Genomic DNA, 25,222 nt, shown 5'->3' on the forward strand with positions numbered 1-25,222 from the left:
AAGTAGTTTCCTTTTTTATTTGAAAATAATATTATAAGGTTTGTAATATGTATATAAAAATGATAAAATTTAAATATAATGCTTGAAGACAATTTGGTATAATTTCTATTATATTTTAATTTTAACAGGAGGCAGTATGTATAAAAAAACTTTAATATTTTCATTTGCTTTTCTTTTAACTGGAACAGCTTATTCAATACCAACAGAGAGTAATATTTTAGAGAGGGAAAGATTACAATATGGAAAAGAATACATTGTAACTGGAAAAATAAATGATATTTCTGGGGCAGGGGAAATAATAGTAAAGCCAGATATAATAATAACTAATTTTGAACTTATGACAGAAGCAGATACTTTAGAAAAAGCATCAGAAGAAAATGCAAAATCTATGAATGAACTAAAAAAATATCTTCTTTCAATAGGAGTTAAAGAGAATGATATTGAGACTTCAAGATATTCTAAAGGAGAAAAAGTAGAAGAAAAATTTAAAGATGAAAAATCAAATATATATAAAACAACTTTTCAGGTAATTATTACTATGGAAAATGATAGGTTTTATTCTGTAACAGATGTATTAAATAAAGAGAATATTATAGAATTGAAAAATATAAATAGTGATTATAGGAAAAACTTTTATTTTGTAATAGAATCTTTTGATAAAAACAGAGAGGTTTCAAGAAAGCTAGCAAAAGAAAAATATGACAGAATAGAATCTTCATTGAAAAAATTAGGTGTTCAAGAAGTATCTATCTTTAACTACAATGTGCAGGAAACAAAAGAAACTGAAAAGAAAAAAACTTATACAATAACTCATGCTTTTAAAGTGAAGATGAAATCATCAGTAGATATGGGAAAATTATTAAAAAAGTGTGAAACTTTGAGAATAAAAAATCCAGGAAGTATGATTTATGATATCTCAGAAGAATTAAGAACAAAAGCTACAATGGAAGCTTATGAAAAAGCTATGAATAATTTATATGAAAAAGCAAGGGTTATAATAAAGAATAGAGGATATGAGCTTGGAGATGTAACTATTTGGGATAGGACACAAAATGGAAGAGATTATATGCCGCTTCCAGCTCCAGCAGTTATGATGAATCAAAGAAGTATAAATGCTTCATATTTTATGGAAGAAAAAGCAATGGAATCTACAGATATACCATTTTCAGCTGCACAAGAAATGAAAATAACAGCAAGGGTATCTGCTAGTTTTGATATAATAAATAAAATTAAATAAATATGTAAAAGAGATTGAATGTATCTTATAATTTAATCTCTTTCTTTTTTATACTTGCTAAGTTCAGAAAAATGCTTTAATATATAAATATAAATTATATAGTGGAGGGGAAAATATGAGTTTAAACAAAAGGGATATAAAACTTTTAGAAGAGATAAATAATAATATTTCCCCAATAAGTTATTTAGCTGAAAAGTATAGTGTCAGTGAAAGAAATATTAGATATAGTATAGATAATATTAATTTTTATTTAACAAAAATGAAATTGTCAGAAATAATAATAAAAAAAGGTAATCTTGAGTTTGCAGTAAATGATAAAGAGCTTGATAATTTTATTGAAACTTTAAACATGAATATGTATGTTTTTTCTCAAGAAGAAAGAGAGGAGTATATCCTTATAAATTATCTTTTTAGACAAAATGTAAAAATTTCAGAGATGGAAGAAAAATTAAAAGTAAGTAGAACTACAATAAAAAAAGATTTAAAATCTTTAGAAAAATATCTTACAGAATTTGAACTTTCTTTTTATCGTGATGATAACAGAATGTATATAACTGGAAAAGAAAAAAAATTAAGACATTTAAAGTTATTAAAAATGCTTGATTTCATAGAAATAAAAAATAAAAGTGTAGTTTATATAAAGAAAAAATATTTTAACGAAAAAGAAGAACAAAAGATAGTTGCTGAATATATAAAGGAATATGATATAAAAAAAATAATAGATGTAATTGATCAAATAGAAGAAAAGCTTAATGCTCATTTTACAGGAGAATTTAAGAATATAATGGGAATATACTTTATAGCTACATTTGAAAGGATAAAAAATGGTTATATAATTACTCAAAAAAACAATAGTGATTTTTTGAGAAAACTTGAAGAATATAGGAAAATAAAAAATATTTTGAAAAAAGTATTAGATGAAAATCAAGAATACGAAATACTTCATCTTACAGAATATTTTCTAAGTGGATACTATAATGATACTTTTTCTGAAAATATTCTTACATTAGAAAGATTTATTTCTAAAATATTGGAAAATATGGATATAGAAATGGGAACTTGTCTGTTAAAAGATAGAGAATTAGTAGAAAAGCTTATGAAATACCTCCTTCCAGCTATTTATAGAATAAAAAATAATTTTTATTTGGATAAAAATCTTGATTTTAGTGAAGTAAGTATAGAATTATTTAATAAAGTGAAAGAAATAATAAATAAGAATAATTATAATCTTAAAGAACCATTAAGAGATGAAGAGATATTTTATGTCTCAAAATATATTGAAGAGTATATGGAACAGAAAAAAAATAAAAAAATTTCTTTGAAAGAATTATTGAAATTAGTACAACAAAATGCGAAAGATGTAGATAGTGAATTTTTAGCTGAAGATATAAAAGAAAAATTTGGAATGTTTATAGATGATGACAGAGAGAAAGAAACTGATTATGGATTAATAAGATTATTAGGAAAAAACCGTATATTTATATCTGAGAAGAGAATAACTTTTGGAGATGCTTTAGAAGTTGGATTGAATATTCTTTTGAAAGAAAAATGTATAAAAGAAAAAAGTATATATAACTTAAAAGACATGGTAAAAAAATTTGGAAGATATCTTTTTATAGATAAAAGAATATTATTTTGTTATGACAAGGAAAAAGAAAACTGTATAAAACCTGGAATAGCTCTTGTTGTCTCAAAAGAAGGAATAACTGTAGAAGAGGAAGAAGATGCAGATATTTTGTTTCTTTTAGCCTCACGAAATAAAATAGAGCATTTAAAAGTTATATCTGAACTTATAAGATTAATAGAGAAGAAAAATTTTCTTAATGAAATAGTTAAATTGAAAAAATTTGAAGATATAATAAATAAAATAAAGAGCCTTTTAAAAGAATAAAATTTTTTTATTTTATTAGAAGAGATATATAACTATGAAATTATTACATTTACTCTGCAATAAATAATATAGAAAAATTAAGAAAATCAAACATTATGTATGAAATAATTTGTAAAATTTGAAAATGACAAAAAATATTGAGATTACTCCTCCAAATAAAAAAAATTTATAGAATATAGATTACAGTATTATATCTAACAAAAGACAGATAAAATAAATTGGAAAATTTATAGTGTCTGTTTTTTTATAGATTTTTTATACTAAAACTTTTTTTCAAAAAAATATGAAAAAGTATGGATATTAACTTTAATATTTTCTTGATATATAATAGCTTTAGAATAAAATAAAAATATTTTGGAGGAAAAAATGAATAAAAAAGTTAGTTTTTGGGAATTTTTTCAAGGATTAGGAAAAACATTTATGCTGCCAGTATCATTGTTAGCAGCTTGTGGTATTATGCTTGGAATAGGAAGTTCATTTGCAAGTTCAGTAACTGCAGAAATACTTCCATTTTTGAAGAATCCGGTTTTAAAAATATTCTTTGAATTCATGGCAACAATAGGGTCATTTGCATTTTCAAATCTACCAGTTATGTTTGCAATGGCTATACCTTTAGGACTTGCAAGACAAGATAAAGGAGTAGCAGCATTTTCTGGTTATGTTGGTTTTGCTATGTCAAGTCTGTCAGTTAATTTCTTTTTAAAGGCTACAGGAACTTTAGCTACACCTGAAAATATGAAAGCAGCAGGACAATCTATGGTTCTTGGTATTCAAAGTATTGATATTGGAGTTCTTGGTGGAGTTCTAATTGGTATAATTGTTTATAAAATACATGATAGATATTGTGAAATTAAGCTTCCTGATGCACTTGCATTCTTTGGTGGAGCAAGATTTGTTCCTATTGCAACAGCAATAATAGTAGGGATAATTAGTTTATTAATTCCGTTTATCTGGCCTTTCTTTAATAATATGATTATGGGTGTTGGAAAGATGATAGGTAAAGCTGGAGCATTTGGACCATTCTTATTTGGAGCTGGAGAAGGGTTGCTAAGACCATTTGGACTGCATCATATATTAGTTGCTATGATAAGATTTACACCTGCTGGAGGAGAAGCAATAGTAAATGGAGAAACGGTTTCAGGGGCTCTTACAATATTCTATAAACAGTTTGCTGATGGAATATTGGATCCTAATGTGACAAAATTTCTTTCTCAAGGAAAAATGCCATCATATATGTTTGGACTTCCGGCAATAGCACTAGCAATATATAATACTGCAAGACCTGAAAATAGAAAAAAAATAAAAGGGCTTCTTGTATCTGGGCTTGTAGCTTGTGTGATTGGTGGAATAACAGAACCATTAGAATTTATATTTCTTTTCCTATCACCAGTTTTATATATATTCCATTGTATCATGGTTGGACTTGGATTCATGATGATGGGAATATTAAAAGTAACTATTGGAAATACTGATGGGAATCTTATAGATTTTATAGTATTTGGAGTATTACAAGGGACAAGAACAAAATGGTATTTAGTTCTTTTAGTAGGAGCTGTTTGGTTTGCTGTTTATTATACAGTATTTAAGTATGCAATATTAAAATTTAATTTAAAAACTCCTGGAAGAGAAGTGATTACTGAAGGAGATAATGTAAAATTAGGTGGATATGATGAAGAAAGAATGTTACAGGCCTTAGGAGGAAAAGATAACATTGTTTCTCTAGATAACTGTATAACGAGACTTAGAATGGTTGTAAAAGATATGTCTGTTGTAGATTCAGATGAAATAAAAGCAACTGGAGCAATAGCAGTAGTGAAATTAGATGATACAAACCTTCAAGTTGTAATAGGTCCTCAAGTACATGTTGTAAAGAATAAATTAGAAAAATTGATGAAGAAATAATTGAAATGGTGAGAAAAATGAAATTTGATGAAATAAAGGATAGAAGAGGTACTTACTGTACTCAATGGGATTATGTAAAAGATAGGTTCGGAAAGGATAATCTTCTTCCTTTTACCATATCAGACATGGATCTGGAATCTCCAGAAGAAATAGTAGATGCTCTTATAAAAAGAATAAATCATAGAATATTTGGATATAGCAGATGGAATCATGATGATTTTAAAAATTCGATTGAAGGGTGGTATAATAGGAGATTTAATTTTCAAATAAATAAGGAATGGGTAGTATATAGTCCAAGTGTAATTTATGCAATATCTAAATTTATTGAAATGAAATCTCAAAAAGGTGAAGGAGTATTAATTAATACTCCAGGGTATGATGGATTTTTTAAAGTAATAATAGATAATGATAGAAAATTACTTACTTCTCCATTAAAAAAAGTTAAAGATAGCTATGAAATAGATTTTGATGATTTTGAATTAAAATGTAAAGAAGCAAAAATATTTCTTTTGTGCAGTCCTCATAATCCAACTGGAAAAGTATGGACTGAAGAAGAATTAAAAAAAATGATAGAAATATGTAAGAAGTATGATGTATTTATAATTTCAGATGAAATACATATGGATATAATCTACAAAGGAAAACATCATCCTATTTTATCACAAGCCTGTGATTATATGAAAAATATAGTCTTATGTACGTCTGCTTCAAAAACTTTTAATATTCCAGCATTGTGTGGATCATACCTTTTTATAACAAATCAAAAAGATAGGGATGAATTTTTAAGAATATTAAAAAATAGAGATGCACTTTCATCTCCTTCAATACTTGCTGTAATAGCTACAATAACAGCTTATAATAAATGTGAATATTGGGTAAATGAATTAGTAAAATATACAGAAAACAATATAAAATATGTAAAAGAATATCTAGAAAAAAATATTCCAGTTCTAAAGTGCGAAATTCCACAGGGATCATATTTTGCATGGATAGATTTTTCAAAATTAAGTATTTCAAATGATGAATTTCAAAGAAACCTTATTAATATTGGAGAAGTGGCAATAATGCCTGGACTGACTTATGGAGAGGAAGGAAGATATTATATTAGACTTAATGTTGGATGTTCTATTAAAAAAGTAGAAGAAGGATTAAAGAGAATAGAAAAAACAGTAAAGTATATAGAAAATAGGAACAATTAATTTTGGTATATTACTGAATTATAAAAAATATTTAATTGAAAAGGGATTTATTCTCTAAAAAAATGAGATATCATTCAGATATCCCATTTTTTATTTTTAATTACTTATTTCTTGGATAGAATTTTGGATTTGAAAAATAATTTTTAGTTTGTTCTGTAACCTTTGGAAATAAAATGATAAGAGCTATCATATTAGGGATAACAACTAATCCCATGGCTAAGTCTTGGATAGTCCAAACAAGGCTGATTTTAGTTATTGATCCAATTATACATAGGAAAGGAAATATATATCTACATTTTTCAGTTACTTTAGGTCCAAAAGCATAAGTAAAACTTTTAGCCGCATTGAACCATTGCCCCATCAAAGTAGTGAAACAGAATACTATTAATGAAAAAGTAGCAGCATGTTTCAATGGAGACCAGACAGTTCCAAATGCTTCAATAGCCATTACTGAACCAGGAGTATCTGTTTTATATAAACCAGTTACTCCAACAATAAGAGCAGTAATTGTGCAAACTATAATAGTGTCTAGAAAAACTTCTGTAACTCCAGCAATTCCTTCTCTACAAGGATGTTCAACGATTGCAGAACCATGAGCAAATGGAGCAGTTCCTTCCCCAGCTTCATTAGAGTACATACCACGAGTAATACCATATTGAAGAGCTCTTGACATAACATATCCACCAGTTCCTCCAGCAACAGCTTTTAAAGAAAATGCTTCTTTAAAGATAGTAGCAAATATAGCTGGAATCTGATGAACATTTAGTAAAATAACTAAAAATCCAGCACATATATAAAAAATTGACATTATAGGAACAAGAGCAGTTGCAATATTGGCAACTCTTTTAAGACCTCCAAGTGTAATAGCCATAAGAAGACATATTAAAATTATTCCAGTTGCATATGTTGGAATGTTATAATTAGAATTTAATATACCAGCAATAGTATTTGATTGAACAAGATTTGCACCCATCATTTTTGTACACATAAGAACTGCAATAACAACACCAAGCCAAGGCATTTTTAATCCATCTCTAATATAGTACATAGGTCCACTTAATATATTTCCTTCAGAATCCTTTCCACGATACAATTGAGAAAGAACTATTTCACCATATTTTAATGCCATTCCAAAAAATGCAGCTACCCACATCCAGAACACAGCACCCATACCCCCAGCAGTAATAGCTGTAGCTATTCCAACAACATTTCCTCCTCCTACATTTCCAGCAAGAGTTACCATCATTGCTTTAAAAGAAGGAATAGATCCTTCACCTTTTTCATCATTTCTAGATTTAAAAGATTCTATAAGTGTTTTTTTCATTATAAATCCAAAATATCTTACTTGTATAAAACCATTTGTAAAAGTATAAAGTATTCCAAGTCCTAATAAAATAAAAACAAGCCATCTTCCCCATATTATACCATTGATTTTTTCCAATAGAAATTCAAATTGGTCCATATTAACTCCTCCCAGTGTTATTATATAAAAATTTATTTATATTCCTTAATTATTTCTCCTGTCAAATCAGGAAAATTTCCAATGATGATATCCACCTTTTTTTCGATAAGATAACGAATATCACTTTCTTTATTTACTGTATATGTATTTATTTCTATTCCATATTTTTTTATTTCATCTATAACTTTAGGAATTAAATTATAGTGTACAGGATGGTAACATTGAATACCTAAATCATGGGTATATTTGCCAGCATTTATTAACCAAGTTTCAGATAGAAGTCCATATTTTAGATTAGGAGCTATATTTTTCATACGAAGTATACTATAATGATTAAAACTTGAAATTATTACCTTTTTTTCTACTTTATATTCTTGTATAAGATTCCATACTTTTTTTTCAATACCATGATATTCAAAAATTCCTGTTTTAAGTTCAATATTAGTTATGATGTTATTATCCTTAACAAATTCTAAATATTCTCTTAATGTAGGAATTTTATTAAATCCCATCTGACCATGATAAATAAATGAAGCATCAAATTCGCATAATTCTTCATAAGTATAATCAGATACTAATCCCTTACCATTAGTGGTACGATCTATTGTTTCATCATGAATGATAACTATTTCCCCATCTTTTGTGAGCTGAACATCAAGTTCTATTCCATCAGCACCATATTCTATGGCTTTTTTAAAAGCAAGTATGGTATTTTCAGGATATTTTCCACTGAATCCTCTATGAGCAAAGTTTTTTGTCATTTTTTCTTCCTCCAATTATTAAAAATCATCCTTAAAATAATAATATATTTTTTATACTTTTGCCACCTTTTTTACAATATTTTTATAAAAAAATAAACTAAAATAAATCTACGATTTTCATAGAGGTATTTTAGCTTTCACTTTTCTCTGCTAATATATAGAATTAATGTTTAATATTTGAAATTATATCAGAAATAACTTATTTTGTCAAATGTAAAAATTAGATTTATAGAATATTTTAAAATAGAAATTAAATTCTGATTTTAAATAAAAAATATAAAATTTTATAAAAAATAAAAAAATAAGAGGATAATAAGAAAAAATTTCAAATAATTAATATAAAATAAGTATAATAAAATATTTAATTTTTTAAAATCAATATATGGGTATATAGTTAAAGTTCTCTAAAATATATTGACTTTTATCATAAAATAGGCTATTATTATATAGGGGTATACCCTATAATGAAAAATGGAGGTATGATTTATGAAAAAAATAATAAAAATAGATGGTATGGGTTGTCAGAAATGTGTGACACATGTAAAAGAAGCTTTAGAAAGTTTAGATGAAGTAAAGTTATTAGATGTAAAAATTGGAGAGGCATCTGTTGATATTCCAGAAGGATATGATTTTAAAAAAATAACTGAAGCATTAGATGATGCAGGATATGAGGTTGAAGAATAATGAAAAAAACTTATCAGCTTGGTGGTATAAGCTGCCAAGTTTGTGTCAATAAAATAGAAAAAAAATTATCTAAATTAGAAGGGATAAAAGAAGCAGTTGTTAATCTTTCTACAGAAAAACTTTCAGTTGACTATGATGAAACAATTTTACAAAAAGAGACTATCATAGAAACTGTGAAAAAATTAGGATATGAAATAGAGGAAGAATCAGATTTAAAAGATGTAGAGTTAGATATTGATGGAATAAGCTGTCAGGTCTGTGTTAATAAAATAGAAAAGAAAGTCTCAAAACTTAATGGAGTAAAATCAGTAATAGTAAATTTAGCTAACAGCAGAGGAAAAATTGTTTATGATTCAGATGTTATTAAACTTTCAGAAATTCTTGAAGTAATGAAAAAAATGGGATATACTGGAACCAAACATGAAGAATCTTCTGAAAACCTAAAAGATAGAGAAAAAGAAGAACACTTGAAAAGAGAGTTTTTAGAATTTAAGATAGCAATTATTTTTTCTGCTATTGTTTTCTATATAGCTATGGGAACAATGGTAGGTCTTCCAGTTCCTCCTATTATTTCTCCAGATAATAATCCGCTGAATTTTGCAATAGTACAGTTTATTCTTGCTTTGCCAGTAGTTTATATAGGAAGAAGATTTTACATTGTAGGTATTAAACAGTTATTTATGAAAAGTCCAAGTATGGATTCTTTAATAGCAACTGGAACAGGTTCAGCCTTGATTTACAGTATATATGGAACTTTTAAAATAGCAGAGGGAGATTATCATTATGTTCATTCTCTATATTTTGAATCAGCAGTAGTTATTCTTGCACTTATACTTTTAGGAAAGTATCTTGAAGGTGTAAGTAAAGGGAAAACTTCAGAAGCTATAAAGAAACTTATGAGTTTGAAAAGCAAAAAAGCTAATCTTGTAAGAAATGGAGAAATAGTACAGGTAGATATAGAAGAAGTAGAGAAAGGTGAAGTTCTTTTAGTGAAACCTGGAGAAAGTATTCCAGTTGATGGAAAAGTAATAGATGGAAATAGTACTGTAGATGAATCTATGCTTACAGGAGAGAGTATTCCAATAGATAAGACATCAGGAGATATAGTTTATGGAGCTAGTATCAATAAAAATGGAAGTCTAAAAATAGAAGCAACAGCAGTTGGAAAAGATACTGTAATATCTAAAATTATAAAATTGGTAGAAAATGCTCAAGGTTCAAAAGCTCCTATTGCTAAAATAGCAGATAAAGTATCAGCTTATTTTGTTCCAATAGTAATGATTATAGCAACAGCAGCAGGGATTATTTGGTACTATTTAGGAAGTCAAGGTATTGTGGAAATAAATAATACTCCTTCTATTTTTGCTCTTACTATTTTTATTTCTGTAATGGTAATTGCATGTCCATGTTCATTAGGGCTTGCTACACCAACAGCTATAATGGTAGGAACAGGAAGAGGAGCAGAATTAGGAATATTAATAAAATCTGGGGAAGCTCTAGAAAAAGTCCATAAAGTAAATACTGTAGTTTTTGATAAAACAGGAACATTAACAGAAGGAAAACCTAAGGTAACAGACATATTGACTAAAGAAGGGTATAAAGAAAATGACACATTACAAATAGCTGGGGCTCTTGAACTTCATTCAGAACATCCATTGGGAGAAGCTATTGTGGAAGAAGCAAAAAATAGAGGACTTGTATTTCCACAGGTAAATGATTTTATTTCTATAACTGGACAGGGAGTATATGGTAAAATAGAAGAAAGTGAAGTTTTGATAGGAAATGCCAAATTAATGAAAACTAAAAATATAGAAATAACTATGAAAAAAGAGTTGGATGAATTGGCATCACAAGGAAAAACTCCAATGTACATGGCTATAGATGGAAAATTTTTAGGGATAATAGCAGTTGCTGATGTAGTGAAAAAAGAAGCTATAGATACTATAAAAGAGTTGAAACAAAGAGAATATAAAATAGGAATGATTACTGGAGATAACAGAATAACAGCTGAAGCAATAGGAAAACAAGTTGGAATAGATATGATATTTGCTGAAGTAACACCAGAAGATAAATATCTGAAAGTAAAAGAATTACAAGAAGAGGGATATAATGTAGCTATGGTAGGAGATGGAATAAATGATTCACCAGCACTTGTACAGGCTGATGTAGGGATAGCCATAGGTGGAGGAACAGATATTGCTATGGAAAGTGCAGATATAGTTTTGATGAAAAGAAATTTAAATGATGTACTGACAGCAATAGATTTGAGTAATGCTACTATGAGGAATATAAAACAAAATTTATTCTGGGCTTTTATATATAATACATTAGGAATACCAATAGCTGCTGGAGTACTTTATCCTTTTACAGGTCATCTTTTAAATCCTATGATAGCTGGAGGAGCAATGGCTATGAGTTCTGTTTCAGTAGTGACTAATGCATTGAGACTTAAAAAATTTAAAAAGCAGTAACAAGGGAGATTAAAGATGGAAAAATTAAAGAGAACTTGTATATCTGGTGAGTGTATGAGTAAAGAATGCCCAGCATTTAAAAGAAAGTTAGAGTCTAGAATAAACAGAATAGAAGGTCAAATAAGAGGAATAGGAAAAATGCTGGTAAATAAGATTGCCTGTGATGATGTCCTTAATCAGATATCATCTGTGAAATCTGCTTTGAATGGGGTATCAAAATTGATACTTGAGTCACATATAAGAAATTGTGTAGTTAATGATATAAAAGCAGGATCAGAAGATGAAATAATTTCTGAACTTGTACAGACACTAAATAAAATGATTGATAAAACAAACAAAAAAGTAAAAGAAAATTTACCTGAAATGATAAAAAAAATAGAAATACAGGTAGGGAAAATAAAAGAACTTGTAGAAGAAGAGCATTGCAATGAAGTTCTTAATGGAATATCCCTAGTAAAAGGAGAACTTGATGGAGTATCAAAGTTGGTGCTTGAATCACATATTAAAAATTGTATAGTAAGAGATATAAAATCAGGAAATGAAGACAAAGTCATTACAGAACTTTTATATACACTAAATAAGATGATAAAGTAAGGAAAAGATTTTATGGTTAGGGGGCTTTATGAAAAAAATACTTGTAGTAGATGATGAATGGAAAATAAGAAAACTCATAAAGGATTACCTTGTGAGAGAAGGATACAGTGTAGATGAAGCTGGAGATGGAGAAGAAGGATTGGAGCTATTTTTTCAAACTACATATGATATTGTTATTCTGGATATAATGATGCCAAAAATAGATGGTTGGAGTGTGTGCAGAAAAATAAGAGAAGAATCTCAAGTTCCTATTATTATGCTTACAGCTAGAGCAGATGAAAGTGATCAGTTATTTGGATTTGAACTTGAAACAGATGAATATATGATAAAGCCTTTTAATCCTAAATTATTAGTTGCAAAAGTAAAAGCTCTGTTAAGAAGAGATGGAAAAATAGTAGATAAAACATATCTTGAATTTGGAGATCTCATCATAGATACATCCAAAAGAGAAGTAAAATTAGGAGATGTAATACTCGAATTGACTCCTAAAGAATATGATCTTTTATATTTCTTTATAGAGAATAAGGGATTAGCTTTATCCAGAGAAAAGATTTTAAATTCAGTATGGGGTTGGGATTATTTTGGTGATTCCAGAACTGTGGATACACATATAAAAAGATTAAGAAAAAAAATAGGAGATAATTTTATCCAGACAGTAAGAGGATTTGGATATAAATTCGAAGGAGACAGATGAAGATAAGATGGAAAATATTTTTCCTGATGTTTAGTGTAGTAGTTATGATAATTTTAGGATTATTAGTAACAAATAGCATTTATCTGGAAAAATTCTATATAAAAAACAAGAAAGAAAAACTTGTAGAACTAGGAAAAATACTTGTCGATCCTAAATATGTTATAGATTTTCAAAATCTTGAAATGCATTCAAATGTCGCCATACTTATAAAGAAAAATCAAGAGTTGTATAAACTTGAAACAGAGTCAATACTTTCCAAAGGAGAAATAGATGATATAGCAGAAAAACTCAGAGAAAATGAATATGTTTTTGAGGAAATAACACTTCTTGATTACAGAGGAAAAGTTTTAATACTTTTCATGCCTTATAGAAGTGATAGATATATTGAAATAATAACTCCTCTTAGTTTTATTCAGGAAGGTTTAGAAATATCCACAAGATATCATCTTCTAATAATAATGCTGGCTCTGGTTATAGGTTCTTCTATGTCATTTATATTTTCTAAAAAAATGACTGATCCTATATTGGAAATAAAGGAGATAACTCAGAAAATTTCAGAACTTGATTTTAATAGAAAATTTGAAAAAGATAGTAAGGATGAAATAGGGGAATTGGGTTATGCTATTAATAGAATGGGAGATACATTAGAAAAAAGTATAGATGAATTAAATAAAGTCAATAAAAAACTTATGTTGGATATTGAAAATGAAAAAAGATTGGATAAATTGAGAAAAGAATTTATTGCAAGTGTCAGCCACGAGCTAAAAACACCTATATCAATAATACAGGGATATGCTCAAGGGCTAGTTGAAAATATTGCAAATGAAGAAGATAAAAACTTTTATTGTGAAGTTATTGTAGAAGAAAGTTTAAAAATGGATTCGTTGGTTAAGGAGCTTTTATTGATATCACAAATGGAATCAGGATATTTTAAAATGGATATAGAAGAGATAAATTTTTATCCAATAATAAAGGATATAAGAGATAAATATTCCTCTAAGTACAAAAGAATAATTTATAGCGGCAGTAAGGAGATTTTTGTTTTATGTGATGAAAAATATATTGAAAGGGTATTGGATAATCTGATAGTAAATGCTTTAAAGTATTCTTCTGGGGAAAGAGATATAATTATAACTGCAGAAGACCTTGGAAATAAAGAGAGAATAATTGTGAGTAATGAGACAGATAGATTAACTGAAGGAGATCTAGACAGTATCTGGACTCCCTTTTATAGACTGGATAAAGTTAGAGACAGAGATGGACATGGATTGGGTCTATCTATTGTAAGGGGAATATTAGAAAATCATAAAAGTAAATTTGGAGTATATTTTTCAGAAGAGAAGATTGTAAATTTCTGGTTTGAGCTAGCTAAAAGAACAGATGATATAAAAGATATCTATAATGATGAAGAATTAGAAGCTGAAGAAGTATAAAACAGAAATAAAGGTAATTTTAGTATAGTGAAGTATTTGTGTCATATATATGTTTAAATATATTGACTTTACATAGTGTTAAGTATATACTTAAATATAGAAAATTTGATTTTTCAATTTAAGGATTATGAGGGAGGAATGAAATGAATAATCAACAAACTAAACAAGGTGTATTTAAAAGATTCACCTCTTTCTGCGTTTTTTTAATGCAAAAATATTTGCCAGATCCATATATTTTCTGTGCAATGCTAACATTTATAGTGTTTATAGGAGCAGTTATTTTTACAAAACAGTCACCAATGAAAGTTATAGGACATTGGACAAATGGGTTTTGGTCATTATTATCATTTTCAATGCAGATGGCATTGGTACTTGTAACTGGACATACAATGGCTAGTTCAAGTGTATTTAAAAAAATATTATCAAGTATGGCATCTAAACTGTCTAGTCCTAAGCAAGCTATTGTTGTAGTAACATTGGTTTCAACTATAGCGTGTATACTAAACTGGGGATTTGGATTAGTTATAGGAGCTATTTTTGCTAAAGAAATAGCTAAAAAAGTAAAAGGTGTTGACTATAGACTTCTAATAGCTTCAGCATATACAGGATTTTTAGTGTGGCATGGAGGATTATCTGGATCTATTCCACTGCAAGTAGCTAGTGATAGTGTAGCTGCTCTTTCTAAACAAACTGCTGGAGCTGTAACTGAAAATATACCAACAAGTATGACTTTATTCTCACCAATGAATTTATTCATTGTTGGAGCACTTGTTATAATGCTTCCATTGATAAATAGAGCTATGTACCCAGCTGATAATGAAGTTGTTACTGTTGATCCAAAGTTATTGGAAGAACCTGAAGAAAAAGTTTTACTTCGTAAAAATATGACTCCAGCTGAAAAAATAGAAAACAGTAAAATTGTTTCTATTATTTTAGGAGTAATGGGATGGGCCTATATTCTTCAATATTTTATTACTAAAGGATTCAACCTTAATCTTAATCTAGTTAACTTTATATTTTTATTTACAGGAATACTTCTTCATGGTACACCTAGAAAATTCATAAATGCTTTTGGTGAAGCAACTAAAGGAGCAGCTGGAATATTGTTGCAGTTTCCATTCTATGCTGGAATTATGGGTATTATGACAGGAGCAAATGCTGATGGGTCATCACTAGCTATATTAATGTCTAATTTCTTCGTAAATATTTCTACAACAAAAACATTTCCATTGTTCTCATTCTTAAGTGCAGGAATAGTAAACTTTTTTGTACCTTCTGGAGGTGGGCAGTGGGCAGTTCAAGCACCAATTGTAATGCCAGCGGGAGTTGAAATAGGTGTTTCTACAGCTAAATCAGCTATGGCTATTGCTTGGGGAGATGCATGGACAAATATGATACAGCCATTCTGGGCTCTACCAGCGTTAGGTATTGCAGGATTAGGTGCTAAAGATATCATGGGATACTGTTTAATAGTACTACTTTGCTCAGGAGTAGTAATTTCAGCAGGATTTTTATTGTTCTAGGATGAAAATGAAAAAAAATGCATATTTTTATGAAATAAAAGAAATTTACGAAGAAAAAAAAGATGAAATAGAGAAAAGATTAAAAGAATTTAGTGATATATGGAAAAAAGGGAGTAATGAAGATATCCACACTGAGCTTTCTTTTTGTATCCTCACGCCTCAATCTAAAGCAGTAAATGCATGGAAAGCTATTACAACACTTAGAGATAATGAACTTTTATTCAATGGAACTAATGAAGAAATGGTAGAATATCTAAATATAGTAAGATTTAAAAATAATAAGGCAAAATATCTTGTTACCCTTAGAGAACAGATGAAAGATAAAGATGGAAAAATAATAACAAGGGATTTTTTCGATAGTATCTCTGATGTGAATGAAAAAAGAGAATGGATAGTAAAAAATATTAAAGGAATGGCTTATAAAGAAGCTAGTCATTTTCTAAGAAACGTCGGATTTGGAAAGAAAATTTCGATTTTAGATAGACATATCCTGAAAAATTTAGTAAAATTAGAAGTGTTGGAAGAAGTTCCAAAATCTCTGACTCCTAAATTGTATTTAGAGATCGAAGAAAAGATGAGAGCTTATTGTGATTATGTAGATATATCTATGGATAGTTTAGATTTACTTCTATGGTACAAGGAAGCCGGAGAAATATTTAAATAAAATAAGTGTTAGGAGGGCAAAATGAAAAACAAATTAGTTTCAATGGAAGAAGCTGTATCTCATGTAAAGGATGGAATGACAGTTTTTATTGGGGGATTTCTAGGAGTGGGAACACCTGAAAAAATAATAGATGCTTTAATAGCTAAAGGTGTAAAAGATCTTACTGTTATAGGTAATGATACAGGATTTCCAGACAGAGGAATTGGAAGACTTGTTGTTAATAATCAAGTCAAAAAAGTAATTGCTTCTCATATCGGAACAAACCCAGAAACTGGAAGAAAAATGCAGTCTGGTGAGATGGAAGTTGAACTAGCTCCTCAAGGAACATTGGCTGAAAGAGTGAGAGCTGGGGGAAATGGATTAGGTGGAATCTTAACACCAACTGGAATAGGAACTATTGTTGAAGAAGGGAAAGAAATTCTTACAGTAGATGGGAAAAAATATATTTTAGAAAAACCTCTAAGAGCTGATGTAGCACTTTTAAATGGTTCTGTGGTTGATGAATTAGGAAATGTTATTTATGCTAAAACAACTAAAAACTTTAACCCAATGATGGCAACAGCAGCAGATACAGTTATAGTTTTTGCAGAAAAATTAGTAAAAGTGGGAGAAATTGACCCAGATCATGTAATGACATCTAGAATATTCGTAGACTACATAGTTAAATAGGAGAGGTGAAGCAAGAAATGGAATTAGATAAAAAATTAGTAAGAGAATATATTGCAAAAAGAGTTGCAGAAGAATTTAAAGATGGGTATGTAGTAAACTTAGGAATAGGACTTCCTACACTAGTAGCTAACTTTGTACCAGAAGGAATAGATGTTGTATTCCAGTCAGAAAATGGAATTATTGGAGTAGGGCCAGCTCCAGAACCTGGAAAAGAAGATAAAGATATAGTAAATGCTGGAGCAGGATTTGTAACTGTTCTCCCAGGAGCACAATTCTTTGATTCTTGTACTTCATTTGGGATCATAAGAGGAGGACATGTGGATGTTACTGTTCTTGGAGCTCTTCAAGTAGATAAAGAAGGGAACTTAGCAAACTGGATGGTTCCTGGAAAAATGGTTCCTGGAATGGGTGGAGCTATGGATTTAGTAGTTGGAGCTAAAGAAGTAATAGTTGCTATGGAGCATACAGCTAAAGGAGCAATAAAAATCCTTGAGAAATGTGATCTTCCGCTAACAGCTGCTAATCAAGTAAACCTGATAATCACTGAAAAAGGTGTTATAAAAGTAACTCCAGAGGGATTACTTCTTACTGAAGTAAGTCCTTATTCTTCAATAGAAGATATAAAAGCGTCAACAGGAGCAGAATTAAAAGTTGCTGATAATGTAAAAATATTATCACTTTAATTAAAATAAATTAGTTAATATTAATCTCCCTTTTAGAAAAATTTAAAGGGAGATTTTTTCTTAAAACAAAATTTTTTGACACACTTAAGCCATAAAGAAATGTTAAAATTTAAAAGATTATTTTAAATATTCTTTTGTTTAGAAAAAAATTTGAGTAATTATTATAAAAAGATAATACTTTTTTTATTTTATTGTTTGTAAAACAGTAAAAAAATTGTTATAATAAAAAAATAGACATAAGCAGCAATAGTTTTAGGAGGAATAGAGTGAAAAAAGCATCGATTATAACATATGGATGTCAAATGAATGTAAATGAAAGTGCTAAAATAAAGAAAATTTTTCAAAATATAGGATATGAAATAACTGAAAATATAGATGAATCAGATGCAATTTTTCTTAATACATGTACAGTAAGAGAAGGAGCAGCAACACAAATATATGGAAAATTAGGAGAACTAAAGCATATAAAAGAAAAGAGAGGAAGTATTATAGGAATTACTGGATGTTTTGCACAAGAACAAGGAAAAGAACTCTTAAAAAAGTTTCCTCAAATAGACATAATAATGGGAAATCAGAATATAGGAAGAATCCCTCAGGCTATTGATGATATAGAGCATAAAACAAATAAACATATAATTTATACTGACTGTGAAGATGAATTGCCTCCAAGATTGGATGCTGATTTTGATTCGAAAAAAACTGCTTCAATTTCAATAACTTATGGATGTAATAATTTTTGTACATACTGTATTGTTCCATATGTAAGAGGAAGAGAGAGATCTGTACCTTTAAATGAAATAATACATGATGTAAAACAATATGTAGAAAAAGGATATAAAGAAATAATACTTTTAGGGCAGAATGTAAATTCTTATGGAAAAGACTTTGAAAATGGAGATAATTTTGCAAAGCTTTTAGAAGAAATATGTAAAGTAGAAGGAGATTTTTTAGTAAGATTTATTTCTCCTCATCCAAGAGATTTTTCAGATGAAGTGATAGATGTCATAGCTAAAAATGATAAAATAGCAAAATCATTGCATCTTCCATTACAATCAGGTTCTACAAGAATTTTAAAAATGATGAATAGAGGATACACAAAGGAACAATATATAGCTCTTGCAGAAAAAATAAAAGAAAAAATACCAGGAGTTGCTCTTACTGCTGATATAATAGTTGGGTTTCCAGGAGAGAGTGAAGAAGATTTTTTAGATACTTTAGATGTAGTAAAAAGAATACAGTTTGAAAATTCATTTATGTTTATGTATTCAATAAGACAAGGAACAAAAGCAGCTGATATGAAGGAGCAAATAGATTTAGAAATAAAAAAAGAGAGACTTCAAAGATTAATAGAAATTCAAAATAGTTGTTCGTTAGCTGAGAGTGAAACTTATAGAGGAAAAACAGTAAGAATATTAGTAGAAGGAGAGAGTAAGAAGAATAAAGATGTTCTCACTGGAAGAACTTCAACTAATAAAATAGTTCTTTTTAAAGGGGATAAAACTTTAGAGGGAACTTTTGCAAATGTAAAAATAAATGATTGTAAAACATGGACTTTATATGGTGAAATTGTAGATTAAGATTGATTGAGGTGGATATGGATAAGTTGGATAGATTTCTTTTAAAAGAACTTCAAGAGATAGCAAAGCAATTAGGATTGGAATGTAAAAATGGAATAAAAAAATCTGAATTAAAAGAGCTGATAGAAAAAGATATTGAAGAAAAAGAAGGACTAGATATTGCCTGGGGAAGTCTGGAAGTACTGCCTGATGGATATGGTTTTTTAAGAAATACAAGTGTAGAAAAGGATGTATATGTATCAGCTTCACAAGTAAGGAAATTTAAGTTAAGAACTGAAGATATAGTAGTTGGAGAAGTAAGAGAACCTTCAGATGATGAAAAAAATTATGCTTTAAGAAGAGTTTTATTAGTAAATAGTGGAACTTTAGAGGCTGCTGAATCAAGGGTACCATTTGAAGATCTTATACCATCTTATCCAACTGAGAGATTTATTCTGGAGACTGACAGAAAAAATGTTTCAGGAAGGATAATAGACCTTATAGCACCAATAGGAAAAGGGCAGAGAGCTTTAATAATAGCTCCGCCAAAAGCGGGTAAAACTATGCTTATAAGTAGTATAGCAAACTCTATGATAGAACAGAATAAAGAAACAGATGTATGGATACTTTTAATAGATGAAAGACCAGAAGAAGTTACTGATATAAAAGAATCAGTAATAGGAGCTCAGGTATTTGCTTCTACATTTGATGAAGATCCAAGAAATCATATAAAAGTCACAGAAATGATATTAGAAAGAGCAAAAAGGAAAGTTGAAAATGGGGAAAATATAGTTATACTTATGGATTCTCTTACAAGACTTGCAAGAGCATATAATATAGTTATTCCTTCAAGTGGGAAACTGATATCAGGAGGGATTGATCCTACAGCTTTGTATTATCCAAAAAACTTCTTTGGAACAGCTAGAAATATAAGAGAAGGAGGAAGCTTGACTATTATAGCTACAGTTCTTGTAGATACAGGAAGTAAAATGGATGATATAATATATGAAGAATTTAAATCCACTGGGAATTGTGATATACATTTAGATAGAAATCTAGCTGAATTGAGAATATTTCCAGCCATAGATATTCAACGTTCAGGAACTAGAAAAGAAGAACTTTTAATACCAAAAAGTGAATTAGAAAGTATTTGGAGTATAAGAAGATATTTAGCTCAGTATGATAGAGCTACAGCTTCAAGAAAACTTATAGATACTATATTTAATACAGAAAGTAATAAAAAGCTTTTGGAATTTTATGAAAAAGGGGAAGACTAAAATGAAATCTAAAATAAAAGTTTTTATAATATTAGCCGTTGTTTTTTATTTTGGAATAGAGCTTGCTAGTCCTTTCAAAGAAGAAGTGGTGGATCTAAAAAAATTTACAGATTACTATGATACTAATGAAGAAATTAATGGTGGAGTTACTTTACTTAATGACAGTTTTTATACTTTTGAAAAAGAATATAATTTTGCTAATGAATATAAACCAATAGGGTTTGATAAAAAAGATGATGAGAATACAGGGACAGATAGAGAAAAAATTAGAGAAGCTGCAATAAATCAAATTATTACACCTATAAAGAGTGAATATATAGTAAAACAAGGTGATACAATTTCTGAGATTGCTGAAGCAAACGGAATGACAATGAATATGCTCCTTGCTAATAATCCTAATGTTTCTGTAAAAAATTTAAAGATAGGCCAAAAATTGACTATTGTTTCTGAAAATGGAATATTTTATAAAGTTCAAAAAGGAGATTCTTTGTCTAAAATAGCTTCAAAGTTTAAAATGAAGCTTGATGATATAACAGCTTACAATAATGTAGATGCAAGAAATCTTAAAGTTGGACAAGATATATTTTTAAAAAATCCAGATATAAGAGTTCTTGCTAATTCAGGAAAAGGTGGAATAACAGTAGCTACAGCAGGTTTTAGATTTCCAGTTGAATATAAAGGAATAAATAGTCCATATGGGAGTAGATTTCACCCAGTTTTAAAAAGATATATATTTCATGCTGGAGTTGATTTGAAAGCTAGATATGTACCTTTACGTGCAGCCCAAGCAGGAAAAGTAAGTTATGCTGGATATATGAATGGATATGGAAAAATAATAATAATAAAACATTCTAGTGGCTATGAAACAAGATATGCTCATTTAGATAAAATTGGGGTAAAAGTTGGACAAAATGTTAATAAAGGTGAATTAATAGGAAAAACAGGAATGTCTGGAAGAGTAACAGGACCTCACCTTCATTTTGAAGTTAGAAAAAATGGAAAAACAGAAAATCCTATGAGTCATTTAACAAGAAAATAAAAATAAGAAAAGTCCTGTTAAAAACAGGACTTCTTTGTTTAGGAGATGGAAAATGAAAAAAACAAGAGAAGTAAAAGTAGGAAATATAATGATAGGTGGCAGCAATAATATTGTTATTCAATCTATGACTAATACTCTAACAAGTGATATAGAAGCTACTATAGCTCAAATAAAAAAATTAGAAGATGCAGGTTGCCAGCTTGTGAGAATGACTATAAATAATATGCAAGCAGCAGAAGCGATAAAAGAGATAAAAAAAAGAGTTTCAGTTCCTTTAGCAGCGGATATACATTTTGATTATAAACTTGCTTTAGCTGCTATGGAAAATGGGATAGATAAGCTTAGAATAAATCCTGGAAACATAGGTAATGATGAAAATGTAACTAGAGTAGTTCAAAAAGCCAAGAAGAAAAGTATCTCTATAAGAATAGGAGTTAATTCTGGTTCGTTAGAAAAAGAAATATTAAAAAAATATGGAAGTCCAACTGCAGATGCTATGGTAGAAAGTGCAATGTATCATATCGGTTTATTAGAAAAAAATGATTTTTATGATATAATAGTGTCTCTAAAGTCAAGTAATGTAAAAATGATGGTAGAAGCTTATAGAAAAATCAGCAAAAAAACAGATTATCCTCTTCATTTAGGAGTAACAGAGGCAGGAACAGCATTTCAAGGAACAGTGAAATCATCAATAGGAATAGGGTCACTCTTAATAGATGGAATTGGTAATACAATCAGAGTATCTTTAACAGAAGATCCAGTAGAAGAAATAAAAGTAGCAAAAGAGATTCTAAAAGTATTGGGATTAATAGAAACAGGAGTAGAGATCATTTCTTGTCCTACTTGTGGGAGAACTGAAATAAATTTAATAGGTCTTGCTAAAAAAGTAGAAAAGGAGTTTGGAAAAGAAAATCGTAAAATAAAGATAGCGGTCATGGGGTGTGTAGTAAATGGACCAGGAGAAGCTAGAGAAGCTGATTATGGTGTGGCTGGTGGAAAAGGTGAAGGAGTGCTCTTTAAAAAGGGACAAATTGTAAAAAAAGTAAAAGAATCTGAAATATTGATAGAATTAAAAAAATTGATAATGGAGGATGAAAAATAATGAAGATAAAATATTTAATTAGTTTATCATTTGTAATAGTTCTGACAGGATGTACTTCAATAAAAAGTAGCCATGAGATATCTCTTGATAAAATAGAAGGAAGAAAAATTCTTATTGTTAATTATGATAGAAATGAAATACAAAGTGTAGAAGTCAGAAAGATATTTTTAGATTCAGGAGTTCCCTATTATGTAGAACCTGGTGAATATAGACTTTCTTACACTGAAACTCCAATGATAAGAGGAATTATGGATTTTTCTTTTAGAAGAAGCAAGGGAGATAATGATAATGGTGGCGGAAGAAGTCATTTAAATAGAAATATCACTACTACAAAAATAATAAATGTTCAAGATGATACAACAGTAGATTTAGTGGGAAATAAATTTGAAATAAGTGTAGGTGGAAGAATAAACAGTAAAAAATCTTTTTAAAAACTAAACTTTTTTGCAACTTATATCGTCTAATTAATATAACAGTTTGTGAGGGATAAAAATATAATGAACTTTGATGAGATTTTTGAACAGTATTTTGATAGGATATATTACAAAATATTAGGTGTAGTAAAGAATCCTGAAGATGCCGAGGATATATCTCAGGAAGTCTTTATGAGTGTTTATAAAAATCTGAAAAAATTTAGAGCAGATAGTAATATCTATACTTGGATATATAAGATAGCTATAAATAAGATATATGATTTTTTCAGAAAGAGAAAAGTGGAGCTTGATATAAACGAAGAGATACTGGCTCTTGAATGTAATTCTGATATAGACACACCTCTTATATTAGAGGAACGGCTAAAAGAACTTTCTTTGCAAGAACGAGAGATAGTGGTTTTAAAAGACATATATGGTTATAAGCTTAAAGAAATAGCTGATATGAAAGAGATGAATATATCTACAGTAAAATCAATGTATTATAAGGCTATTAAAGATATGGGAGGAAATTAGTATGACACCTAAAGACAGAGTAAGAGCTAATATATATAAAACTCTTTTAGAAGAGGAAAAAAGGAAAAATAAGAGAAGAGGAGTATTTTCATTATCTTTATTTGTATTGGGAATTTTTACAAGTTCAACTTATCAGATGCTTTTTAAAGAAGTACCTATGACAGGAATAGATAAGTATGTAATTAATAGAAGTTTCACTGATAATAAAGCTTTAAAAGAAGATATCACTTTAGATCATATTTTTAATAATTCAATTTTTGATGACAAAAAAATAGATTTAAATACAGATGATTTATTTGGATTAGAAGTACAAATTTAGTGGAGGACAGAAATGAGAAAATTTTTAAGCAGCGTATTTATAGTTATCTTTTCTTCTCTAGTATTTGCAAATAATGATGGATTAGGAATTGTATCTGATGAAGATTTTAAAAAAGTTGGAGTCTCACAGGAAAATATAGAAAAAGCAAAAGGAATGGTAGGAAAAGTAAGCACAAATTATAAAATGTTACTATTAGAAAAAAAGCAACTTGAATTGGAAGTTAACAAATTTGTATTAGAAGGACCAGAAAGTAATCTTGAACAAATAGATAGACTTTTTGATAAAATGGGACAAATAGAAGCTTCTATATTAAAGGATAGAATAAGAAGTCAAATAGAAATGCAGAAATATATAACTCAAGAACAATATATGAGAGCTAGAGATATAGCTATTAGAAGAATAAATGATGAGCAAAGATTAATAAATAACAAGTAAGTAGAATTAATGAGGTGTGTTTCAGTGAGAAGAATTATATATATAATACTCATTACAGCTACATTTTTTATGAGCAGTATTATTTTTGGAAAGGAAGCATATAAAATTTCGTGGGATAAAGTTACAGGTGAATATTTTTCATACTATCAGAATGGAAAAATATATGAAAAAGGAACTTTTAAGAATAATAAAAAGTTAGGGGACTGGTTTATATTTTATAAAAATGGAAATATAAAAGAAAAAATTTCATATAAAGAAGATAAAAAAGATGGAGAATATTTCTATTTTTATGAAAATGGTCAGCTAAAATATAGAGTCATATATAAAAATGATAAAGAGGAAGGAAATTATATAATTTTCGATGAAAATTCTAAGCTGCAGGAATTAGGTCATTTTAATGAAGGAAAAAAGACTGGAGTAGGTTTTAAATTTTATGGGAATGGAAGAATAAAAGAAAGAATATTTTATAAAAATGATGGAAATATAGTAAGATTCCAATATGAAAATGATGAAGAGACAGCAAAGGATATTTTTCCAAATAATAATTTAGATAGAAACTAATGGACTGAAAGAAAATCAGTCCTTTTTTATTTCTTAGGAAATTATAATTTGATAAATTTGTTGAAAAAATAAAAAATATTAATTATTTTAGCTTCATATTAGATATATTTAATCGAATA

At 28.6% G+C, this 25,222-nt stretch carries 24 protein-coding genes; 22 read left to right on the top strand and 2 right to left on the bottom strand.

The window, feature by feature from the left end; translation table 11 throughout:
- Positions 1–136: 136 nt before the first annotated feature.
- The 4 genes from E6771_RS04870 to E6771_RS04885 all read left to right on the top strand — a co-directional run bounded on the left by E6771_RS04870 (position 137) and on the right by E6771_RS04885 (position 6,229).
- Positions 137–1,237, top strand: a complete 1,101-nt coding sequence (locus E6771_RS04870) for an SIMPL domain-containing protein (RefSeq protein ID WP_316090014.1) — start codon at positions 137–139, stop codon at positions 1,235–1,237.
- A 115-nt stretch (positions 1,238–1,352) separates the two neighbouring features.
- Positions 1,353–3,128, top strand: coding sequence for a BglG family transcription antiterminator (locus tag E6771_RS04875; protein WP_316090015.1), 1,776 nt, complete (start codon positions 1,353–1,355; stop codon positions 3,126–3,128).
- Positions 3,129–3,494: 366 nt separating this feature from the next.
- Entirely contained in the window at positions 3,495–5,030 is a 1,536-nt protein-coding gene (malX, locus tag E6771_RS04880; protein ID WP_316090016.1) for a maltose/glucose-specific PTS transporter subunit IIBC, read from the top strand.
- 17 nt (positions 5,031–5,047) lie between these two features.
- Positions 5,048–6,229 carry a MalY/PatB family protein gene (locus E6771_RS04885; protein WP_316090017.1) on the top strand — a complete coding sequence of 394 codons (1,182 nt, stop codon included), beginning with the start codon at positions 5,048–5,050 and terminating at the stop codon, positions 6,227–6,229.
- A 100-nt stretch (positions 6,230–6,329) separates the two neighbouring features.
- On the opposite strand, the gene E6771_RS04890 is transcribed toward E6771_RS04885, so the two are convergent.
- Complete coding sequence (locus E6771_RS04890; protein WP_316090018.1) at positions 6,330–7,691, bottom strand: amino acid carrier protein; 1,362 nt, start codon at positions 7,689–7,691, stop codon at positions 6,330–6,332.
- A gap of 32 nt (positions 7,692–7,723) precedes the next feature.
- Positions 7,724–8,452, bottom strand: coding sequence for a glycerophosphodiester phosphodiesterase (locus tag E6771_RS04895; RefSeq protein WP_316090019.1), 729 nt, complete (start codon positions 8,450–8,452; stop codon positions 7,724–7,726).
- 486 nt (positions 8,453–8,938) lie between these two features.
- Between E6771_RS04895 and E6771_RS04900 the strand changes: the two genes are divergently transcribed.
- The 18 genes from E6771_RS04900 (at position 8,939) to E6771_RS04985 (ending at position 25,103) form a co-directional block, all read left to right on the top strand.
- Positions 8,939–9,136, top strand: a complete 198-nt coding sequence (locus E6771_RS04900) for a heavy metal-associated domain-containing protein (RefSeq protein WP_316090020.1) — start codon at positions 8,939–8,941, stop codon at positions 9,134–9,136.
- Positions 9,136–11,607, top strand: a complete 2,472-nt coding sequence (locus tag E6771_RS04905; protein ID WP_316090021.1) for a heavy metal translocating P-type ATPase — start codon at positions 9,136–9,138, stop codon at positions 11,605–11,607. The genes E6771_RS04900 and E6771_RS04905 overlap by 1 nt, the downstream gene beginning before the upstream one ends.
- Before the next feature lie 15 nt (positions 11,608–11,622).
- Positions 11,623–12,201, top strand: a complete 579-nt coding sequence (locus tag E6771_RS04910) for a metal-sensing transcriptional repressor (RefSeq protein ID WP_316090022.1) — start codon at positions 11,623–11,625, stop codon at positions 12,199–12,201.
- 28 nt (positions 12,202–12,229) lie between these two features.
- Positions 12,230–12,895 (top strand): response regulator transcription factor, encoded by a 666-nt coding sequence (locus E6771_RS04915; protein ID WP_316090023.1) that lies wholly within the window; start codon positions 12,230–12,232, stop codon positions 12,893–12,895.
- A 26-nt stretch (positions 12,896–12,921) separates the two neighbouring features.
- On the top strand, positions 12,922–14,328 hold the full coding sequence (locus E6771_RS04920; RefSeq protein ID WP_316090024.1) for a HAMP domain-containing sensor histidine kinase: 1,407 nt from the start codon (positions 12,922–12,924) through the stop codon (positions 14,326–14,328).
- Positions 14,329–14,471: 143 nt separating this feature from the next.
- Positions 14,472–15,851: a short-chain fatty acid transporter gene (locus E6771_RS04925; RefSeq protein WP_316090025.1), complete on the top strand. Its 1,380-nt coding sequence runs from the start codon at positions 14,472–14,474 to the stop codon at positions 15,849–15,851.
- 7 nt (positions 15,852–15,858) lie between these two features.
- Complete coding sequence (locus E6771_RS04930) at positions 15,859–16,515, top strand: N-glycosylase/DNA lyase (protein ID WP_316090040.1); 657 nt, start codon at positions 15,859–15,861, stop codon at positions 16,513–16,515.
- 21 nt (positions 16,516–16,536) lie between these two features.
- The gene (gene atoD / locus E6771_RS04935) at positions 16,537–17,184 is read left to right on the top strand and encodes an acetate CoA-transferase subunit alpha (RefSeq protein WP_316090027.1); all 648 of its coding nucleotides are present in this window, start codon (positions 16,537–16,539) and stop codon (positions 17,182–17,184) included.
- A 17-nt stretch (positions 17,185–17,201) separates the two neighbouring features.
- Positions 17,202–17,867 carry a 3-oxoacid CoA-transferase subunit B gene (locus E6771_RS04940; RefSeq protein WP_316090028.1) on the top strand — a complete coding sequence of 222 codons (666 nt, stop codon included), beginning with the start codon at positions 17,202–17,204 and terminating at the stop codon, positions 17,865–17,867.
- 266 nt (positions 17,868–18,133) lie between these two features.
- Positions 18,134–19,444, top strand: a complete 1,311-nt coding sequence (gene miaB, locus E6771_RS04945; RefSeq protein WP_316090029.1) for a tRNA (N6-isopentenyl adenosine(37)-C2)-methylthiotransferase MiaB — start codon at positions 18,134–18,136, stop codon at positions 19,442–19,444.
- A 17-nt stretch (positions 19,445–19,461) separates the two neighbouring features.
- Entirely contained in the window at positions 19,462–20,700 is a 1,239-nt protein-coding gene (rho, locus tag E6771_RS04950; protein ID WP_316090030.1) for a transcription termination factor Rho, read from the top strand.
- Between the two features lies 1 nt (position 20,701).
- A complete protein-coding gene (locus E6771_RS04955) occupies positions 20,702–21,739 on the top strand; it encodes a M23 family metallopeptidase (protein ID WP_316090031.1) in 1,038 nt (345 codons plus the stop codon).
- A gap of 52 nt (positions 21,740–21,791) precedes the next feature.
- The gene (gene ispG, locus E6771_RS04960) at positions 21,792–22,841 is read left to right on the top strand and encodes a flavodoxin-dependent (E)-4-hydroxy-3-methylbut-2-enyl-diphosphate synthase (protein ID WP_316090032.1); all 1,050 of its coding nucleotides are present in this window, start codon (positions 21,792–21,794) and stop codon (positions 22,839–22,841) included.
- Positions 22,841–23,272, top strand: a complete 432-nt coding sequence (locus tag E6771_RS04965) for a hypothetical protein (RefSeq protein WP_316090033.1) — start codon at positions 22,841–22,843, stop codon at positions 23,270–23,272. The genes ispG and E6771_RS04965 overlap by 1 nt, the downstream gene beginning before the upstream one ends.
- Before the next feature lie 66 nt (positions 23,273–23,338).
- Positions 23,339–23,788 (top strand): RNA polymerase sigma factor, encoded by a 450-nt coding sequence (locus E6771_RS04970; protein WP_316090034.1) that lies wholly within the window; start codon positions 23,339–23,341, stop codon positions 23,786–23,788.
- A gap of 1 nt (position 23,789) precedes the next feature.
- A complete protein-coding gene (locus tag E6771_RS04975) occupies positions 23,790–24,107 on the top strand; it encodes a hypothetical protein (RefSeq protein WP_096401761.1) in 318 nt (105 codons plus the stop codon).
- 12 nt (positions 24,108–24,119) lie between these two features.
- Positions 24,120–24,542, top strand: a complete 423-nt coding sequence (locus tag E6771_RS04980; protein ID WP_316090036.1) for a hypothetical protein — start codon at positions 24,120–24,122, stop codon at positions 24,540–24,542.
- Positions 24,543–24,566: 24 nt separating this feature from the next.
- Entirely contained in the window at positions 24,567–25,103 is a 537-nt protein-coding gene (locus E6771_RS04985; RefSeq protein WP_316090037.1) for a toxin-antitoxin system YwqK family antitoxin, read from the top strand.
- The last annotated feature ends 119 nt before the right edge of the window (positions 25,104–25,222 follow it).

It is taken from the genome of Fusobacterium sp., from assembly GCF_032477075.1.
Taxonomy (GTDB): Bacteria; Fusobacteriota; Fusobacteriia; order Fusobacteriales; family Fusobacteriaceae; genus Fusobacterium_A.